Below are 18055 nucleotides of genomic sequence, written 5' to 3' on the forward strand. Positions count from 1 at the left end.
GTATCCCGAAAAGTGGGAGCCGGTTTTCGGATAAGATACGCGTCAAAGCAAATAGATAGAGCATTTCCTATGGTACATCATAAACTGGAAATGCTCTAAAACAGCGTAACCGATAAAACTATGCCGCAATTTACTGCCACACGTCAGGTTCAGCACCGCGCGGAGCAAATGTTTGCTCTCGTCGCGGATGTTGAAACTTATCCGCAATTTGTTCCGATGTGTGAAGCATTGACTATCCGTTCCCGCAAAGAACGCGACGGTAAAACCTTGCTGCTGGCCGACATGACTGTTGGTTATAAGTTGATCCGTGAGACATTCACCACACAGGTGCTGCTCAAGCCGGATGAACGGGTGATTGAGGTCAAATATATTGACGGGCCGTTCCGCTATCTCGACAACCGCTGGACATTTGTACCGGTCGGTGACGGTACGCATAGCGATGTTGATTTTTTCATTGATTATGAATTCAAAAGCCGCACGCTCGGATTGGTAATGGGCTCAATGTTTGATCTGGCTTTCCGCAAATTTGCGGAAGCTTTTGAAAAACGCGCCGATCAGATTTACGGCATTAAAACCGGCGATGCGATTAAGTAATTAAAATTACTCAGCCAGCCTTTGCAGAACCAAATCCAATGCAGCATGCACTGTGGCTAACCGGATAGCCTCGCGCGATTGGTCGCCGAAGCGGCATTCCAGATGCAGGGTTTCAACCCCCTGTCTCGCACAGGCGATATGCACCAGTCCGACAGGTTTTTTAGCGCTGCCTCCTGAAGGGCCTGCAACGCCGGTGACTGCAATGCTGATACTAGCCTGCGGGGCATGTTTCAGTGCACCTTCAGCCATAGCAATGGCGACAGGTTTCGACACCGCACCAAAATCACGGAGCAGGCTTTGGGAAACGCCGATCAGCGAGGCTTTGGCTTCATTGCTATAGGTGACGAAACCGCAATCAACGACATCGGACGAACCGGCAATGTCGGTCAGTGCGGCGGCAATCATGCCGCCGGTGCAGGATTCGGCAGTGGTAATCATGAGTTGCGCCTTGCGGCAGGCATCAAGAACGGCGAGAGCTTGTTCTTCTGCTACGAGACTCATGAATATGCCTTCCTTTATGCGGGCACTTCACCCGGATAGATGACGCTGACGGTTACGATAGAAGCAATGCCTTCCTTACGGCCGACAAAGCCCATTTTCTCATTGGTCGTGGCTTTGACCGAAACGCGGTCAGTGCTGACGCCGAGCATATCGCTGAGTTCTGCGGTCATGGCTTCCCGATGCGGACCGATTTTCGGCTCTTCGGCAATCAGTGTAATATCGGCATTGGCAATACGTCCACCGGCTTCACGCACGATTTTAACTGCAAACTCAACAAATTGCCGTGAGGCTGCGCCTTTCCACTGCGGATCAGATGGTGGAAAATGCGTACCGATGTCACCTGCGCCGCGAGTGGCAAGCAGGGCATCCGTCAGTGCATGCAGCGCCACATCGGCATCGGAATGACCATTAAGCTTATGTGTATGCGGAATTTTCACGCCGCAGAGCCACACATGATCTCCGGCCTCGAAACTATGCACGTCATAACCATTGCCCGTGCGAATGTCCGGAAAAGCAACCACATCTTGACGCAAGCGCTGATCTGCCATTTCAATATCCTTTGCCCATGTAATTTTAGTGTTATCGGCTGAGCCCTCGACAACACGAACAGGAATGCTCTGCCATTCTGCAATGGCGGCATCATCGGTGAAATCTGTGCGTCCCAATGCAAATGCTGCATTATGCGCATCCAAGATGGGCGCAAACGGAAAGCTCTGCGGTGTCTGTGCTGCAAAAAGCCCCGCGCGCGGCACGGTTTTGGTGACCAAAGCATCGCCGCCAGCCTGTTTCAGTGTGTCGGAAACGGCAAGGGCAGGCAGCACACCGGTCTGCGGGTGCAGGGCAATCATAATGCGCTTGAGCAGATCCTGCGTGATGAACGGGCGCACGCCGTCATGTATCATCACATAATCCGGTGCATTATCGCACAAAGCGAGAAGACCGAGGCGGGTGGATTCCTGTCGTGTCGGGCCACCGGTAACAAGGCGAATACGCGCAGCATCAATATCAGCGCGTTGCAGCGCAGCATGATAAAGATCGTGATCATCGGAATGGATCACCACCACTACAGGCGAAATCTGCTCGCAGGCCAGAAAGGTACGTAAAGTATGCGCCAGCACAGCCTGACCGCCAATACGACGATATTGCTTTGGGCCTTCGGTGCTCTGACCGGCGCGTTCTCCGCGTCCTGCGGCGACTATAACTGCTGCTGTGCGAATGAGAAAAGCCTTTCCGAGCTGTCACACCTCTGTTTATAGCGAATAACGCCTTGATAAACGAAATACCAGTGATGTTTTTTTGATAATCGTATGATGTTTAAAGAGCTTTAGTAAAATCCGCTTTTTCTTGCATGAAGATGATAAAACCTATAAATCTGCTTAAAGTTTGAGCGTTTTTAATATTGCACAATTTTTAGGCTGATAATGACGACTGCAACCCTGCCATTAAAGATCGGAAACGTGGAAATCCGCAATCGCGTGTTTCTGGCGCCGATGTCCGGCGTATCTGATCTGCCGTTTCGTCGTCGGGCGTGGGAGGCAGGGGCAGGTCTGGTGGTTTCCGAAATGGTTGCCAGTGCAGAGCTGTGTAATCATCACTCCGAGAGCCGTAAGCGCATGGAACGCGGTGACCTGCAGACTCATGTCGTGCAGCTTGCAGGCCGTGAAGCGCATTGGATGGGCGAGGCCGCTAAAATTGCTGAAGGTGAAGGTGCGGATATTGTCGATATCAATATGGGCTGCCCTGCCAAAAAGGTGACCGGCGGCTATTCCGGTTCTGCACTGATGCGCGATCTGGATCATGCGCTGACACTGATTGAAGCCACTGTACAAGCTGTCAAAGTGCCGGTGACGCTGAAAATGCGGCTTGGCTGGGATCACAATTCAATCAATGCGCCGGAACTGGCGCAGCGCGCTGTTGATGCCGGTGTGCAGATGATTACCGTACATGGCCGCACGCGCTGTCAGTTCTATACCGGCCATGCCGATTGGGATGCGATACGCGCCGTGCGTGAGGCAATTTCTGTGCCGCTCGTTGCCAATGGCGATGTTGGCAGTGCTGCCGATGTGCAGGAAATTATGCGCCGCTCCGGTGCCGATGCGGTGATGATTGGCCGTGCCGCCTATGGTCAGCCTTGGCTGGCGGGGCAGGTTGCAGATGAATTGCGCGGCGATGAAACTAAGGCCGCACCGCAAAATCTGAGCGATTATATTCTCGCGCATTATCACGCCATGCTGGAACATTATGGTGAGAAGACCGGCGTCCGTCATGCCCGTAAACATCTGGGTTGGTATATGGAGCGCCATGCGCCGATCGTGCCCGATACGGTCAAAAAAGCGTTGATGACCTCCGGCAATGCGCAGGAAGTATCCGACATTCTCACCGATATTTATAACGGCCTGTCACCAATCACAGGGGCAAAATCCCTGAAGGAAGCTGCCTGATGGATGCCGTTGCATTCTCTTTGTCCGATCATGTGCTGAATACACTGCCGCAAGCTGTGATAATGGCAGATGCTGCGGGGCGCATCATTTATGCTAATGCGCAGGCTGAGGTGTTTTTCGGCTCCAGTGCAGGGATCATGAAGCGCCACGGCCTCAATTATTTTCTCCCGCCTGCAAGCCCTCTGATTGGCCTGATTGCGCAGGTTATTCAAAGCGGTACAGCGGTCAATGAATATCATATTGATCTGTCGTCACCTCGTTTAGGCACTGAGCGCATGGTGGATGTGCAGGTAACGCCGGTGAGTGAAATACCGGATCAGGTTGTTATCTTGTTCAAAGAAACAGCAATGGCTGAGAAGCTCAATCGCCAGATGAGCCATCGCGGCGCGGCGCGTTCTGTTTCCGGTTTGGCGGCGATGCTGGCGCATGAGATCAAGAACCCGCTTTCAGGTATTCGAGGTGCCGCGCAATTGCTGGAAATGTCAGCACGCGATGCGGCCAATGAGTCCGATTGTGAATTGACCCAGCTGATCCGTGATGAAGCTGACCGTATAGTCGCACTGGTCGACCGGATGAATGTGTTCTCCGACGAGCGTCCGATTGAGCGTTCCGCTGTTAATCTTCACACGGTGCTGGGTCATGTCAAAACGCTGGCGAGCCACGGCTTTGCATCCCATGTCACGATCCGCGAGGATTATGATCCGTCGCTGCCACGTGTCTGGGGTAATCGCGATCAGTTGATACAGGTGTTTCTCAACCTGATTAAAAATGCAGCTGAAGCGATCGAGCCAGAGGAACGCTCAGGGCGAAAGGGCGAGATCCTGCTGACTTCGGCCTATAAAGCAGGCATGCATATGATTGTACCGGCGACGGGTGAACGCTTGTCTCTGCCACTGGAATATTGCGTGATTGATAATGGTGGCGGGGTTGCGCCGGATATTCTGCCGATCCTGTTTGATCCGTTCATCACAACCAAAACCAATGGCTCTGGTCTGGGCTTGCCCTTGGTAGCCAAGATCATTGCCGATCATGGCGGCATGATTGAATGCGAAAGTTTCTCCGGAAAAACCATTTTCCGTATTCTGTTGCCGATTTGGAAACAAGACAGTTCTGTTGTTTAAATTTAAATATTAAAATATCTATCTAATATCATGTAATATAATATTTATATATGTGGGGGTGAGGCATTGAATGAACCGGTAATCATCGTTGCTGAAGATGATGCAGCCATGCGCACAGTGCTTAATCAGGCGCTGAGCAGAGCAGGCTATGCTGTGCGCCTTGCCAGCAATCGTGCAGCGCTTTGGGCGCTGATTACGAGCGGCGAAGGTGATCTGGTTATCAGCGATGTGAATATGCCGGATGGTTCCGTTTTCGAAATTCTGCCGCGCATCCGCAAAACGCGCCCTGATCTGCCGGTTGTGGTGATGAGTGCGCAGAATACTTTCATTACCGCTATTCGCGCATCGGAAGCCGGTGCCTATGATTATCTGCCAAAGCCATTTGACCTGAGCGAGATGGTGAGCCTGCTGCGTCGCGCTTTGTCCGAACCAAAGCCGGTGCAGAAAAAGCAGGATGTGGACGAGCAGGCGGAAAATATGCCGCTCGTTGGTCGCTCAGTGGCGATGCAGGATGTGTATCGTGTGCTGGCACGCATGATGCAGACTGATCTGACACTAATGATTACCGGTGAGTCCGGTACGGGTAAGGAGCTGGTTGCCCGCGCTTTGCATGAATATGGCCGCCGTCGTAACGGGCCTTTTGTGGCGATCAATATGGCAGCTATTCCGCGTGATCTGATTGAATCTGAATTATTCGGCCATGAAAAAGGAGCCTTTACCGGTGCACAGCAGCGTTTTTCAGGGCGCTTTGAGCAGGCCAATGGTGGCACACTGTTTCTTGATGAAATAGGTGATATGCCGATGGAGGCGCAGACGCGTCTGTTACGCGTACTCCAGCAGGGCGAATATATGACCGTTGGCGGACGTACGCCGATTAAAACTGATGTGCGTATCGTGGCTGCTACTAATAAGGATTTGCTGAAACAAATCCATAAAGGCCAGTTCCGCGAGGATTTATACTACCGGCTCAATGTGGTGCCGCTGCGTATGCCGCCGCTGCGTGAGCGCAGTGAAGATGTGGCTGATCTTGTGCAGCATTTCTTCCGGCTGGTGGAAAAGGAAGGTCTGCCAGCCAAACAGATCAGTGCCGAGGGATTTGCAGTGCTGCGCCATTACACATGGCCGGGCAATGTACGTGAACTGGAAAATCTGGTGCGCAGGCTCGCGGCGCTCTATCCGCAGGATGAGATTAATGCCGAGATTATCCGCCATGAATTACAGCATTTGCCGCCGTCATTACATGCAGACGAGGCAGGGCTGAAAGCTGATCAGATCACCAATTTGCGTGAGGCGACGGAGATTTATCTGCGCCAGTATTTTGCCTCATTCAATGGTGAATTGCCGCCACAAGGGCTTTATGATCGTATTCTGGAAGAGATCGAATATCCGCTGCTGGCAGCAAGTCTGACTGCGACCTCAGGCAATCAGATCAAGGCCGCAGAATTGCTGGGTCTGAACCGCAATACGCTACGCAAAAAAATCCGCGACCACGACCTCAATATCTTCAAGAATAGCTAATATAGCCAGCGTCATCAGCGATAACGTTGCATATGTGCAACATTCTGTTGCATGATGGCAACGGTTTATAATAGATTAACGGAATGGATAAGACGAGTCTGCTTGAGTGGTTGCGCGAATTTAAACCTGCACGGGTGAGTGAACAAAGACGTTTGCTGGCTCTTCCGGGTGTAATCATTGTTGTCTTGTCGATTATTGCCTCGCTTGTATCCTTTCTGATTATGATCGGTGTTACGCCGATTGTGCCTGATCTGAATGTGACGCTGACGCTGATCATCATCAATGTGGTGCTGGTCGTTAGTCTGCTGGCGCTGATTATCCGTGAGATTTTCCGTATTACGCAGGCGCGCCGTCATGGCCGCGCTGCCGCAAGGCTGCATGTGCGCATTGTTGCCCTGTTCTCGCTGATTGCTGCGGTTCCGGCGATTGTGGTGGCAATTGTTGCCAGTGTGACACTCAATCTCGGGCTGGATCGTTGGTTTGAGACCAATACGCGCAACATCGTTAATTCATCAATCAGCCTTGCCAACGGTTATATCAACGAAACTGCGCGTAATCTGCAAAGCACGACCTATTCGATGCTGCAGGATATGGACGCGCAGCGCACACTTTACAGCCTTGACCGCAATGGTTTTGTGCAACTGATGACCCTGCAGGCGCTGGGGCGCGGTTTGCTCGGCGCGCAATTGCTGGGCGAAGACGGCAGCATTGTGCTGCGCAGCGAGCAGGGCGGCGCAAATCTGCCACAGCCGCCATCTGAAGCGTTTGAGACTGCAAGGGATGGCAATCCGGTGATTATTCCGCCGGGGCCGACCAGCAATTTTGTTGGTGCGATCATCAAAATGCGCGAGATACCGGGTGTTTATCTTTACACGGTGCGACGTGTGGATGCGCAAATTCTGGACTCCATGCGCCTGATGGAGGCTAATACCAAGCGTTATCAGGATATGGAGGCTAACCGTATCCCGACGCAGGTGATTTTTGCGCTGCTCTATTTCGGCCTGATGCTGATTGTTCTGTTGCCTGCCATCTGGACTGGTATTGCTGTTGCTGACCGTTTGGTACGGCCAATCCGTCAGCTGATCGGTGCTGCCGATGAAGTGGCGGTTGGCAATCTTGAGGTTTCTGTGCCGGTGCGCTCCAGTGATGGTGATCTTGGTGCACTTGCGGGCACTTTCAACAACATGGTTGCGGAGTTGAAAAGCCAGCGCACGGATCTTCTGGCCGCCAAAGATCAGATTGATGAACGCCGCCGCTTCTCCGAAGCTGTTTTGTCCGGTGTCACGGCTGCGGTGATCGGCGTTGATGCGCTTGGCCTGATTAATATTGTCAACCGTTCCGCAGAGCAGATGTTCGGCGTTGAAGGGGATGACGTGATCGGCACGAGCCTGAGCGCACATATTCCTGAAATCGGGCAGGTGTTCGAGGTCGCTCACGATTCAGGGCGTGCGGTTTATCGCGATCAGGTGTCGATGATGCGTGGCGGCTTAACCCGCACCTTCAATGTGCAGATCACGATTGAAGACGGCACAAGCGACGAGCGTTCTTATGTTGTGACGATTGATGATATTACCGATCTGGTGCAGGCGCAGCGCTCAACCGCATGGGCTGATGTGGCGCGCCGTATTGCTCATGAGATTAAAAACCCGCTGACGCCGATCCAGCTTTCTGCTGAGCGTATCCGCCGCCGCTATGGTAAGGTCATTACCGAAGACCGTGAGGTTTTTGACCAGTGCGTGGAGACGATTATCCGGCAGGTCGGCGATATTGGCCGGATGGTGGATGAATTCTCGTCTTTTGCGCGTATGCCGAAGCCGAAAATGGAAACCATTGATTTGCGGGATTCGCTGAAAGAAGCTGCATTTCTGGTGGAAGTGAGCCGCAGCGAAATCAGTTTTGAGCAACGCCTGAGCGAAACGCCGCTCTATGGTCATTTTGACAGTCGCTTGCTTGGTCAGGCTTTTGGTAACATTATTAAAAACGCCAGTGAGGCGATTGAAGCCGTTACCGGTGAAGATAATTATCACGGGCATATTCTGCTCAAGGCCTATCAGGAAAATGATCAGCTGATTGTCGATGTAATCGACAATGGTAAGGGCTTGCCGGGCGATAACCGGCAGCGTTTGCTGGAGCCTTATATGACAACGCGTGAAAAAGGCACCGGCCTTGGCCTCGCTATTGTCAGAAAAATCGTTGAGGATCACGGCGGGCATATGGAACTGCATGATGCGCCAGCCGATTTCTATCAGGGAAGAGGTGCGATGATCCGCATGGTTTTCCCTGCGACGCCGCCGGAAACACCGAATGCGGCAGAGACAAATACAAATGAGGAGCTGCAGGCATGAGTGACAGGTGCAGGCAGTTGAATTTAAAATATCCGTTGCCAAAGTATATTGCAGTTTGGCAGCAGGATAATGGGAACAAGGCAGGTGGATTAAATGGCTTCTGATATTCTCGTCGTTGATGATGAAACGGACATCCGTGATCTGGTTGCTGGTATTTTAAGCGACGAAGGACACGAAACCCGTACAGCTTTCGATTCAGACAGCGCTTTGGCTGCGATCAATGATCGTGTGCCGCGTCTGGTGTTTCTGGACATCTGGTTGCAGGGCAGCCGCCTAGACGGGCTGGCACTGCTGGATGAAATCAAAAAGCTGCATCCGGATTTGCCGGTGGTGATGATTTCCGGTCATGGTAATGTTGAAACGGCTGTGTCGGCTATCCGCCGCGGTGCCTATGATTTTATCGAAAAGCCGTTCAAAGCGGATCGTCTGATCCTTGTGGCTGAGCGCGCGCTGGAAACATCGAACCTCAAGCGTGAGGTTTCTAACTTACGCAAACGCTCCGGTGAGACTTTCGAGCTGCTTGGTAATTCTCTGGCAATGAACCAGTTGCGCCAGACGATTGAGCGCGTGGCGCCAACCAATAGCCGTATTATGATTACCGGACCTTCCGGCTCGGGTAAGGAAATGGCCGCGCGGGCAATTCATGCGCTGTCGGGCCGTGCCAACGGACCATTCGTGACTGTGAATGCAGCGACGATTACACCGGAACGCATGGAGATTGAGCTGTTCGGCACCGAAATGGACGGTGGTGAACGCAAAGTCGGCGCACTGGAAGAGGCGCATGGCGGCATTCTCTATCTCGATGAAATTGCCGATATGCCGCGCGAAACGCAGAACAAGATTTTGCGCGTATTGGTCGATCAGCAGTTTGAACGCGTTGGCGGCACCAAGCGTGTTAAAGTGGATGTGCGTATTATTTCGTCCACAGCGCAAAACCTTGAGGGCATGATTGCCGAAGGCCTGTTCCGCGAAGACCTGTTTCACCGGCTTGCAGTTGTGCCTGTGCAGGTGCCGCCATTGGCGCAGCGCCGCGATGATATTCCGTCACTGGTGGCATTCTTCATCAATCAGGTGGCCGAGCAGGCCGGTATCAAGCCGCGCCGTATCAGTGATGATGCGATGGCTGTTTTGCAATCGCACAGCTGGCCGGGCAATGTGCGCCAGTTGCGCAACAATGTTGAGCGCCTGATGATTTTGGCGCGTGGTGATGACGTGGATGCACCGGTGACAGCTGATCTGCTGCCTGCGGAAATCGGTGATACACTGCCGCGCACACCAACGGATTCCGATCAGCATATTATGGCGCTGCCGCTGCGTGAAGCGCGTGAAATGTTTGAAAAGGAATATCTGGTGGCTCAGATTAACCGGTTCAGCGGCAATATTTCACGTACGGCTGAGTTTGTGGGTATGGAGCGCTCTGCTCTGCACCGTAAACTCAAGTCGCTCGGAGTATAATCATGCGCATCATCATCTGCGGTGCCGGTCAGGTCGGCTTTGGTATTGCCGAGCGGTTAGCAGCCGAGCAGAATGATGTGTCGGTGATTGATACATCGGAAAAGCTTATTCATGCTGTGCGCGATCTTCTCGACGTGCGTGGCTTCGTCGGGCACGGCTCGCATCCTGACGTATTGCAGGCGGCCGGTGCTGACGAAGCAGATATGATTATTGCTGTCACGCTTTACGATGAGATCAATATGGTGGCCTGTCAGGTTGCCCATTCGCTGTTCAATGTGCCGACCAAGATCGCCCGTATCCGCGCGCAGACCTATCTGGAAAAACAGTATCAGGAGATGTTCTCGCGCGATAATATGCCGATTGATGTGGTGATTTCGCCGGAGCTTGAAGTCGGTGATATGGTGCTGCGCCGTATCGCTCTTCCCGGCGCTTCCGATGTGCTGCGCTTTGCCGATGACAAGGTGGTCGCTTTTGCCATTGAATGCATGGAAGACTGCCCGATCATCAATACACCGCTGAAACAATTGACCGATCTGTTTCCAGATCTGCCGTCAACGGTTGTCGGCGTGGTGCGCAATGACAAGCTGTTTGTTCCGCACTCTGAGGATCATTTGCTGGCGGGCGATTTGGCCTACGTGGTGACAACGGTGGAGCAGGTGCGCCGCACGCTCGGCCTGTTTGGCCACGACAAGCCGGAGGCACGCCGGATTATTATTGCCGGTGGTGGTAATATCGGGCTCTATGTTGCCAAGAAAATGGAAGAGCGCCAGCCACATACCCGCCTGAAGATCATTGAGCATAATCGTGAACGCGCGGCTTTTGTGGCAGACGAGCTTGATAAGACGGTTGTACTGAATGGCAGTGCACTTGATCAGGAATTGTTGCGTGAAGCAGAAGTGCAGGATGCGGATTTGCTGGTGGCACTGACCAATCAGGATCAGGCAAATATTTTGTCGAGCATTATGGCCAAGCGTCTTGGCTGTAAGTCGAATATGGTGCTGATTAATAACTCAGCCTATCAGGAGTTTATCCATACGGTTGGTATTGATTCCTATGTCAGTCCTAAAAACGTAACGATTTCCAAGATTTTGCAGCAGGTGCGGCGCGGACGTATCCGCTCGGTGCACAGTGTGTATGACGGGCGGGCCGAGCTGATTGAAGCGGAGGCGCTGGAGACTTCACCTTTGGTGGGCGCACCGCTGCGTAATATTGATCTGCCTGCGGGGCTACGTGTCGGGGCGGTTTATCGTGACGGCAAAGTGATTAAACCACACGGTGATTTGCATATTCGCCGTAATGATCGTGTCGTAATGTTTGCTACAAGTGATGCGGTGAAGCATGTGGAGCAAATGTTCCGTGTGAGTCTCGATTTCTTTTAAACACCCGATTTTAAAATTGAGATTGTTTTATGGATATTTGTACATTCTGGTACGGCACCAGATTGCGACCTGTAGATCATATGTGCCTGACATCTATGGTCAGAACAGGCCAGCGTGTGAAACTGTTCAGCTATCAGCCGGTTGAAAATCTGCCCGAAGGTGTGGAGCAGCATGATGCATCTGCTATTTTGCCGATTGAATCATTCCGTCGTCTTGATCCGGCTTTTCCGGATTTGAAAGAATATGTGACGATCGTCCAGTTCAGCGATATTTTCCGCATTAATCTGATGAAGCAGAAGCAGGGTGTATGGCTTGATACGGATGTTTATCTGCATAAGCAGTTTCATCCGGATGTGTCAAAACCCTATTTGGCACGGGAAAATAAAGAGCGCGTGGGCGTGTCGGCTCTGTATTTCCCGCATGATTATCCGGTGATAGCGGAGTTTGATGCTTATATGGCGGGAAATTATCCGCTGCCGAAATGGCTTGGATTGCGCCGTCGTGTATTGCGGCCGTTATGGTATCGCCTGACGGGTAAGGAAGTGACGCCTGCCGCTATCGGTATTACGATTTTCGGCAATGACGGCATATCCAGACTGGCGAAGAAATATGGCTGCTTTGAAAATGCTGCGCCAAAAGAAAGCTTCTATTATTGGACGGGGCGTGACTGTCTGAATATTTTTGATCCGGAATATGCCCTTGAGCCATTGCAACATCCTGATTTCATAGGTTTTCATATCCATCGCAAAAGCCCGGAAGATCTGGTTGTCCGCGCAGGCAGTTTTTATGAGTGGATGCTGAAGGAAACAGGAGAACTGCCGGAAACAGCATAAGGCACAAGCTTTTGGTGAAGTGTGCAGAGTTGAATTCAGTAATGTTCTGATCTGGGAGGCTTTGTCCTTGAACGATCTGTGACTATTGATCCGGCATCATACAACATTTTGACGTTGCGCAAAAAATAGCGGCCTGTTAACCCTTTGTGGAATGTGGGATTATTCCCGTAACACTTGATTCTGTATCAAAATACAGGTGCAATATCTGAGGCGGATGATAAAGCTGAGCTGCGGAGGGAATATTTCCTGAAGTTTCTTCAGTGCATATCTGTTTGTGGCGTACGTCTGCCTGCCAGCATAAATATGAGTTGGGCTGTTTGCCAGCTCAAATCAGTACCGGTTGCGGATCGAAATAAAGGAATAAAAAAATGGCTGAACGATCGCAAAATCTTCAGGATCTCTTTCTGAATTCTGTACGTAAGCAAAAAATCTCTCTGACGATTTTTTTGATTAATGGTGTAAAGCTGACAGGTATTGTCACATCCTTTGATAATTTCTGTGTGCTGTTGCGCCGCGACGGACATTCACAGCTGGTATATAAACATGCCATCTCAACCATCATGCCAAGCCAGCCTGTGCAGATGTTTGAAGGCGAAGAAGAGTAAGTTTTACAGATCTTTACGACTGTTTTCTGAAATTTGAGAATGTTTTTATATCCGCGGCGCCTCAAGGCCTGCGGATATATTTGTTTGTAGCGACGAAAATAATTATCGGGTTGCGGTCATTGTTGCTGCGCGGATGAATAATTATCTGATGAGATAACAAGGCATGCATAACCGGCAGTTATTCGATGCTAAAGCAGCAACCGTTTCATACGAAATTGTTTCGCTGCGAAGAGACAGAGCATTTCGCGCGTATAAGGGGCTCAGCCGATACCCGCGATCATGCGGCAGAGTAAAGAATACAGAACGCGCGGTGAGCACGATGAAATGCGCCACGCTTTAATATATGAAATCAGGATAAACGCTTGAAAAAAAGAAATGATCCGGCATCTGACCTGACACCTGAAACAGCAGCAGAAGACGCATATGATGTGTCTGTTGAAGATGTTTATGATGATGAAGATATAAAATTTAAAAGCGGCAAAACACCGTTCACCACGAAAGTGGAAGACACGCGGGCTTTTGTTGTCGTGCCGATTTTGCCGGAACGCTATGCACTTGTCGTTGATCAGGATGAGAGCGAACGCCCGAAATACCGCCGTAGTGATGAAGCGCGGCTTGAAGAAGCGGCCGGTCTGGCACGCGCGATTGACCTGAAAATTATCGACAGTTTTCTGGTGCAAACCTCACAGCCACGCCCTGCGACTTTGCTCGGCACGGGTAAGGTTGAGGATATTGCCGAGCGCATCGAGCGTGAAGAAATTGAGCTGGTGATTGTTGACCATCCGCTCACGCCGGTGCAGCAGCGCAATCTGGAGCGGGCTTGGAAAATCAAGGTTATTGATCGTACCGGTCTGATCCTCGAAATTTTCGGCCGCCGTGCGCAAACCCGTGAGGGTAGCCTGCAGGTTGAGCTTGCGCATCTGAATTATCAGAAAGGCCGGCTGGTTCGCAGCTGGACGCACTTGGAGCGTCAGCGCGGTGGCGGCGGCTTCATGGGTGGTCCGGGTGAAACCCAGATCGAGGCCGACAGACGCCAGTTGCAGGATAAAATTCTGCGTATCAAGCGTGAGCTGGATACGGTTGTGCGCACGCGCCAGTTGCATCGGCAAAAGCGCCGCAAGGTGCCGCATCCGGTGATTGCTCTGGTCGGCTATACCAATGCCGGAAAATCAACTTTGTTCAACCGCTTAACCGGTGCTGATGTGTTGGCCGAAGATATGTTGTTCGCCACGCTCGATCCGACTTTGCGCCGTCTGCGCCTGCCGCACGGGGATATGATTATCCTGTCCGATACGGTTGGTTTTATTTCCAACCTGCCGCACCATCTTGTGGCCGCGTTTAAAGCGACGCTGGAGGAAGTGGTGGAGGCCGATCTTATTCTGCATGTGCGCGATATGTCCGATCCGGACAATGCCGCACAGGCTGAGGATGTTGAAACGATCCTGAGTGGTCTTGGCATCAAAAAAGGCAATGATAAGCGGGTTATCGAAATCTGGAACAAGATTGACCGCTTAAGCGAGCCGATGCAGGACAGCGCGGAAAATTTGAGCAGCGGCAGTCATGAAGATGCAAGGCCGGTGCCGCTCTCTGCTTTAACCGGGCAGGGCACGCGTGAATTGCTGGCGATGATTGAGGGCCGTATTTCCGGTTCTATGGAAAAAGTACAGGTCTGTCTCCAGCCGGATCAGTTCAGTTTGATCGACTGGATTTATCGTCATGGCAGCAATGTGCGTCGTCAGGATGAGGAAGATGGATCGGTTGTCATTGATGTGGATATGACTGCCGGTTCTGCCCAGAAATTCCGCGATAAATATGCCTCAATAACAAAGCGCTGATATTTCAATCCTACGGAGAATCAGATCCTGATAGCCCGCCCGATAGTGGGTAAAATACTTTGTCTGCGTATTAAAAATTCTATTCCATGCGCATAAGAATACTCAGACAAAGTAATAACTGAATAACGGAGCGGTTTAAACATCGCTTCTGAGGGGGCTAACTATGCAGAAATTCAAATTAATAGCAGCTTTTTCATGTGCTTTCACATTGATGAGCGGCGCTGCTTTTGCTGAGGATTTGGTTTTTACTTTAAAAAACGGAACCCAGTCGGTCGTTAATAATTTCCATGCTTCACCCGTCGGCGTTGAGAGCTGGGAAGATGATATTTTCGGCCGTGATGCACTGGCTCCAGGTGAAAGCATGAAAATCACGATTGCAGATGGCCGCAGTGTTTGTAGCTATGACATGCGCTTTGAGTTTCAGGGGGATGATCTGGAGGATCTGGAAGATACGCAGAACCTTTGCGAATTAGGCGAATATACAATCACTGAGTAAATTTTATATTCTGTCCGGAAAATGCTCCGCCGGTACATCTGCGGAGCATTTTTTTGTTTGATGTTTCAGGGAAGTGCAGGGCTTTGTTCAGGTTTTGGAAAGCATGAGCGTTTAAACCGGTTCGCAGCGTTTTTTAAGCTTGCTTGCCGGTTCGCATCTTGCGAAACCGTGAGCCGCATCTTGCGAAACCATAGTGCGTCGACCTATGTATGGAATATTCACGAATCCTGACGGCAGTGCTTCGCGCCGTTCTCCGATAGCCAAAGGCAGTTAATCATGAGAGATCCAATTGAAACCGTAATGAATCTGGTCCCGATGGTGGTTGAACAGACTGCGCGTGGCGAGCGGGCCTATGATATTTTCTCCCGCCTGCTCAAAGAGCGTGTGATTTTCGTAAACGGTCCGGTTGAAGACGGCATGGCAATGCTGGTCTGTGCGCAGTTGCTGTTTCTTGAAGCGGAAAACCCGAACAAGCCGATTGAAATGTACATCAATTCGCCAGGCGGCGTGGTGACATCCGGCATGGCGATTTATGATACGATGCAGTTCATCAAGCCTCCAGTTTCCACGCTTTGCATGGGGCAGGCTGCATCTATGGGCTCGCTGCTGCTGACTGCCGGTACAACCGGCCAGCGTCTAGCGCTGCCGAATGCGCGCATCATGGTGCACCAGCCATCCGGTGGTTTCCAGGGGCAGGCTTCAGATATCGAACGCCATGCGCAGGATATTATCAAGATGAAGCGCCGCCTCAATGAAATCTACGTCAAGCATACCGGTCGTGATTATGAAACCATTGAGCGTACTCTTGACCGCGATCATTTCATGACTGCTCAGGAAGCGCTTGAATTCGGCCTGATCGACAAGGTTATCGAATCACGCGATCTCGGCGATAAGTAAGACTGAGTGGGTTGAGAATGATCCGTTTTGTAAAAAATGCGGATTAATTTGAAGGCACTCAAAGTTTCATGAACGGGGTTTAATGGCAGAAAAGAATGGCTTTGTATAATTTTAGCCACATTTTATCTGCCATTAGCCTTTTTAGAACGCAGTCGCATAAAACAGTTGAGCGGAATGGTTGTAAAACTGTCTTTTGCCTGTTTATGCTGGTTGTTGTGTTAAGTGATTGTTTGGGTCTTTTGCCTAAAAATAGGCATTGAGTACACACAGACGGTACGGATCGCTATTGCTGCGGTCAGGCTGTCTATACAGAGTTAAGTGCGTTGCATGGCTGAGTGTGCTGACATCTTGTCAATAGCACCGGAAGCCAATATCAGACAAATGCATGACGACTGCCGTTTATGTCGGTTTCGGTCGGGAAGACATAACGGTTAGAACTTGGTGCCTGTTGATGAAGCGGCGGGCGGCCATTACTGAAAGGAAACTGCGATGAGCAAAGTCAGCAACGGCGGTGGCGATTCCAAAAATACGCTCTATTGCTCCTTTTGCGGAAAAAGCCAGCATGAGGTGCGCAAGCTGATTGCGGGCCCGACCGTTTTTATCTGTGATGAGTGTGTCGAGCTGTGCATGGACATCATCCGTGAGGAAAATAAATCCTCGCTGGTGAAATCCCGTGAAGGCGTGCCGACCCCGCAGGAAATTATGGCGGTTCTCGATGATTATGTCATCGGTCAGAGCCACGCCAAACGCGTTCTCTCGGTTGCGGTTCATAATCACTATAAGCGTCTGGCTAACCAGCCGAAGAGCGGTGATGTTGAACTGGCAAAATCCAATATTCTTCTGGTTGGCCCTACCGGTTGCGGTAAGACCTATCTGGCGCAGACACTGGCGCGCATCATTGATGTGCCGTTCACAATGGCTGACGCTACGACACTGACCGAAGCCGGTTATGTCGGTGAAGATGTTGAAAATATCATTCTCAAGCTGTTGCAGGCTGCCGACTATAATGTTGAGCGGGCGCAGCGCGGCATCGTCTATATCGACGAAGTGGATAAAATCAGCCGTAAGGCCGATAATCCGTCGATCACACGCGATGTTTCCGGTGAGGGTGTTCAGCAGGCTCTGCTGAAGATCATGGAAGGCACTGTGGCTTCCGTTCCGCCGCAGGGTGGCCGTAAGCATCCGCAGCAGGAATTCCTGCAGGTGGACACAACGAACATTCTGTTCATTTGCGGTGGTGCATTTGCCGGACTGGATAAGATCATTTCATCTCGCGGTGAAAAGACCTCCATCGGCTTCAGCGCGACTGTCAAAGCGCCGGATGAACGCCGTATCGGTGCGATTTTCCACGAGCTGGAGCCGGAAGATCTGGTGAAGTTCGGTCTTATTCCTGAGTTCGTTGGTCGTTTGCCGGTCATCGCAACACTGGAAGATCTGGATGTTGCCTCTCTGGTCAAGATCCTGTCTGAGCCGAAGAATGCTTTGGTGAAGCAGTATCAGCGTCTGTTCGAGATGGAAAATGTTGAGCTGACATTCCATGAAGATGCATTGCTGGCAATTGCCGGTCGTGCGGTAGAGCGTAAGACCGGTGCGCGTGGTCTGCGTTCGATTATGGAGAAAATCCTGCTCGACACCATGTTTGATCTGCCGACACTGGAAGGCGTTCAGGAAGTGGTTATTTCCGGTGAAGTCGTGGATGGCAAAGCGCAGCCGCTTTACATCTATGGCGATCGCAAGGAAGAAAAAGGCACTGTTTCTGCCTGAAACTGAAAACTGTGTCAATTGTGACGAAAATGAAAAACGCTCAGGAGCAATCCTGAGCGTTTTGTTGTTTGGCGGGATATTTTACGCATAATTGATGCATTGCCGGATAAATGATATTTTGGAGTATTGTACTCATGTTTTTCCGAGCAATATGTGGACTATGGGTTCTGTTGGACTAAACCGGTGATTTAAAGCGTTTCTTTAACCGAAAAAGCGGCTAGAAGGTAGGAAAGGAAACTGCATTTTGTACCGGTGGTCATAAATGCGCTGA

15 protein-coding genes are annotated in these 18055 nt (G+C 51.2%); 13 read left to right on the top strand and 2 right to left on the bottom strand.

Annotated elements, in window-relative coordinates:
* Nucleotides 1–120: 120 nt before the first annotated feature.
* Complete coding sequence (locus P8H26_RS05080; RefSeq protein ID WP_289631775.1) at nucleotides 121–594, top strand: type II toxin-antitoxin system RatA family toxin; 474 nt, start codon at nucleotides 121–123, stop codon at nucleotides 592–594.
* A 6-nt stretch (nucleotides 595–600) separates the two neighbouring features.
* Here the strand turns inward: P8H26_RS05080 and P8H26_RS05085 are convergent, their stop codons facing one another.
* Nucleotides 601–1095, bottom strand: coding sequence for a CinA family protein (locus tag P8H26_RS05085; protein WP_289631777.1), 495 nt, complete (start codon nucleotides 1093–1095; stop codon nucleotides 601–603).
* Nucleotides 1096–1109: 14 nt separating this feature from the next.
* Nucleotides 1110–2312, bottom strand: coding sequence for a bifunctional 2-C-methyl-D-erythritol 4-phosphate cytidylyltransferase/2-C-methyl-D-erythritol 2,4-cyclodiphosphate synthase (locus P8H26_RS05090; RefSeq protein WP_289631861.1), 1203 nt, complete (start codon nucleotides 2310–2312; stop codon nucleotides 1110–1112).
* A gap of 204 nt (nucleotides 2313–2516) precedes the next feature.
* Between P8H26_RS05090 and dusB the strand changes: the two genes are divergently transcribed.
* The 12 genes from dusB (at nucleotide 2517) to clpX (ending at nucleotide 17784) form a co-directional block, all read left to right on the top strand.
* Nucleotides 2517–3536 carry a tRNA dihydrouridine synthase DusB gene (dusB, locus tag P8H26_RS05095; protein ID WP_289631778.1) on the top strand — a complete coding sequence of 340 codons (1020 nt, stop codon included), beginning with the start codon at nucleotides 2517–2519 and terminating at the stop codon, nucleotides 3534–3536.
* Nucleotides 3536–4657 (top strand): nitrogen regulation protein NR(II), encoded by a 1122-nt coding sequence (locus P8H26_RS05100; protein ID WP_289631779.1) that lies wholly within the window; start codon nucleotides 3536–3538, stop codon nucleotides 4655–4657. The genes dusB and P8H26_RS05100 overlap by 1 nt, the downstream gene beginning before the upstream one ends.
* 108 nt (nucleotides 4658–4765) lie before the next feature.
* Nucleotides 4766–6175: a nitrogen regulation protein NR(I) gene (ntrC, locus tag P8H26_RS05105; RefSeq protein WP_374708231.1), complete on the top strand. Its 1410-nt coding sequence runs from the start codon at nucleotides 4766–4768 to the stop codon at nucleotides 6173–6175.
* Nucleotides 6176–6258: 83 nt separating this feature from the next.
* Nucleotides 6259–8520, top strand: coding sequence for a PAS domain-containing sensor histidine kinase (locus P8H26_RS05110; RefSeq protein WP_289631781.1), 2262 nt, complete (start codon nucleotides 6259–6261; stop codon nucleotides 8518–8520).
* 93 nt (nucleotides 8521–8613) lie between these two features.
* Nucleotides 8614–9975 (top strand): sigma-54 dependent transcriptional regulator, encoded by a 1362-nt coding sequence (locus P8H26_RS05115; RefSeq protein ID WP_289631782.1) that lies wholly within the window; start codon nucleotides 8614–8616, stop codon nucleotides 9973–9975.
* 2 nt (nucleotides 9976–9977) lie between these two features.
* Nucleotides 9978–11354: a Trk system potassium transporter TrkA gene (gene trkA / locus P8H26_RS05120; protein ID WP_289631783.1), complete on the top strand. Its 1377-nt coding sequence runs from the start codon at nucleotides 9978–9980 to the stop codon at nucleotides 11352–11354.
* Between the two features lie 29 nt (nucleotides 11355–11383).
* A complete protein-coding gene (locus P8H26_RS05125; RefSeq protein WP_289631784.1) occupies nucleotides 11384–12187 on the top strand; it encodes a capsular polysaccharide synthesis protein in 804 nt (267 codons plus the stop codon).
* 368 nt (nucleotides 12188–12555) lie between these two features.
* Complete coding sequence (gene hfq / locus P8H26_RS05130; RefSeq protein ID WP_022712353.1) at nucleotides 12556–12792, top strand: RNA chaperone Hfq; 237 nt, start codon at nucleotides 12556–12558, stop codon at nucleotides 12790–12792.
* A 461-nt stretch (nucleotides 12793–13253) separates the two neighbouring features.
* On the top strand, nucleotides 13254–14627 hold the full coding sequence (gene hflX, locus P8H26_RS05135) for a GTPase HflX (RefSeq protein WP_289631862.1): 1374 nt from the start codon (nucleotides 13254–13256) through the stop codon (nucleotides 14625–14627).
* A gap of 163 nt (nucleotides 14628–14790) precedes the next feature.
* Nucleotides 14791–15123, top strand: coding sequence for a hypothetical protein (locus P8H26_RS05140; RefSeq protein WP_289631786.1), 333 nt, complete (start codon nucleotides 14791–14793; stop codon nucleotides 15121–15123).
* 276 nt (nucleotides 15124–15399) lie between these two features.
* Entirely contained in the window at nucleotides 15400–16020 is a 621-nt protein-coding gene (locus P8H26_RS05145; protein ID WP_289631787.1) for an ATP-dependent Clp protease proteolytic subunit, read from the top strand.
* Nucleotides 16021–16509: 489 nt separating this feature from the next.
* Nucleotides 16510–17784, top strand: a complete 1275-nt coding sequence (gene clpX, locus P8H26_RS05150) for an ATP-dependent Clp protease ATP-binding subunit ClpX (RefSeq protein ID WP_289631788.1) — start codon at nucleotides 16510–16512, stop codon at nucleotides 17782–17784.
* Nucleotides 17785–18055: the final 271 nt, after the last annotated feature.

It is taken from the genome of Pseudochrobactrum sp. sp1633, from assembly GCF_030376605.1.
Lineage (GTDB): Bacteria > Pseudomonadota > Alphaproteobacteria > Rhizobiales > Rhizobiaceae > Pseudochrobactrum.

Bases quoted from the DNA above. Each gene is read 5' to 3' on its own strand.
- P8H26_RS05125 (WP_289631784.1), top strand. From the start codon at position 11,384: ATGGATATTTGTACATTCTGGTACGGCACCAGATTGCGACCTGTAGAT.
- P8H26_RS05080 (WP_289631775.1), top strand. From the start codon at position 121: ATGCCGCAATTTACTGCCACACGTCAGGTTCAGCACCGCGCGGAGCAA.
- dusB (WP_289631778.1), top strand. From the start codon at position 2,517: ATGACGACTGCAACCCTGCCATTAAAGATCGGAAACGTGGAAATCCGC.
- P8H26_RS05100 (WP_289631779.1), top strand. From the start codon at position 3,536: ATGGATGCCGTTGCATTCTCTTTGTCCGATCATGTGCTGAATACACTG.
- ntrC (WP_374708231.1), top strand. From the start codon at position 4,766: ATGCGCACAGTGCTTAATCAGGCGCTGAGCAGAGCAGGCTATGCTGTG.
- P8H26_RS05110 (WP_289631781.1), top strand. From the start codon at position 6,259: ATGGATAAGACGAGTCTGCTTGAGTGGTTGCGCGAATTTAAACCTGCA.
- P8H26_RS05085 (WP_289631777.1), bottom strand. From the start codon at position 1,095: ATGAGTCTCGTAGCAGAAGAACAAGCTCTCGCCGTTCTTGATGCCTGC.
- clpX (WP_289631788.1), top strand. From the start codon at position 16,510: ATGAGCAAAGTCAGCAACGGCGGTGGCGATTCCAAAAATACGCTCTAT.
- hfq (WP_022712353.1), top strand. From the start codon at position 12,556: ATGGCTGAACGATCGCAAAATCTTCAGGATCTCTTTCTGAATTCTGTA.
- P8H26_RS05145 (WP_289631787.1), top strand. From the start codon at position 15,400: ATGAGAGATCCAATTGAAACCGTAATGAATCTGGTCCCGATGGTGGTT.
- P8H26_RS05140 (WP_289631786.1), top strand. From the start codon at position 14,791: ATGCAGAAATTCAAATTAATAGCAGCTTTTTCATGTGCTTTCACATTG.
- P8H26_RS05115 (WP_289631782.1), top strand. From the start codon at position 8,614: ATGGCTTCTGATATTCTCGTCGTTGATGATGAAACGGACATCCGTGAT.
- trkA (WP_289631783.1), top strand. From the start codon at position 9,978: ATGCGCATCATCATCTGCGGTGCCGGTCAGGTCGGCTTTGGTATTGCC.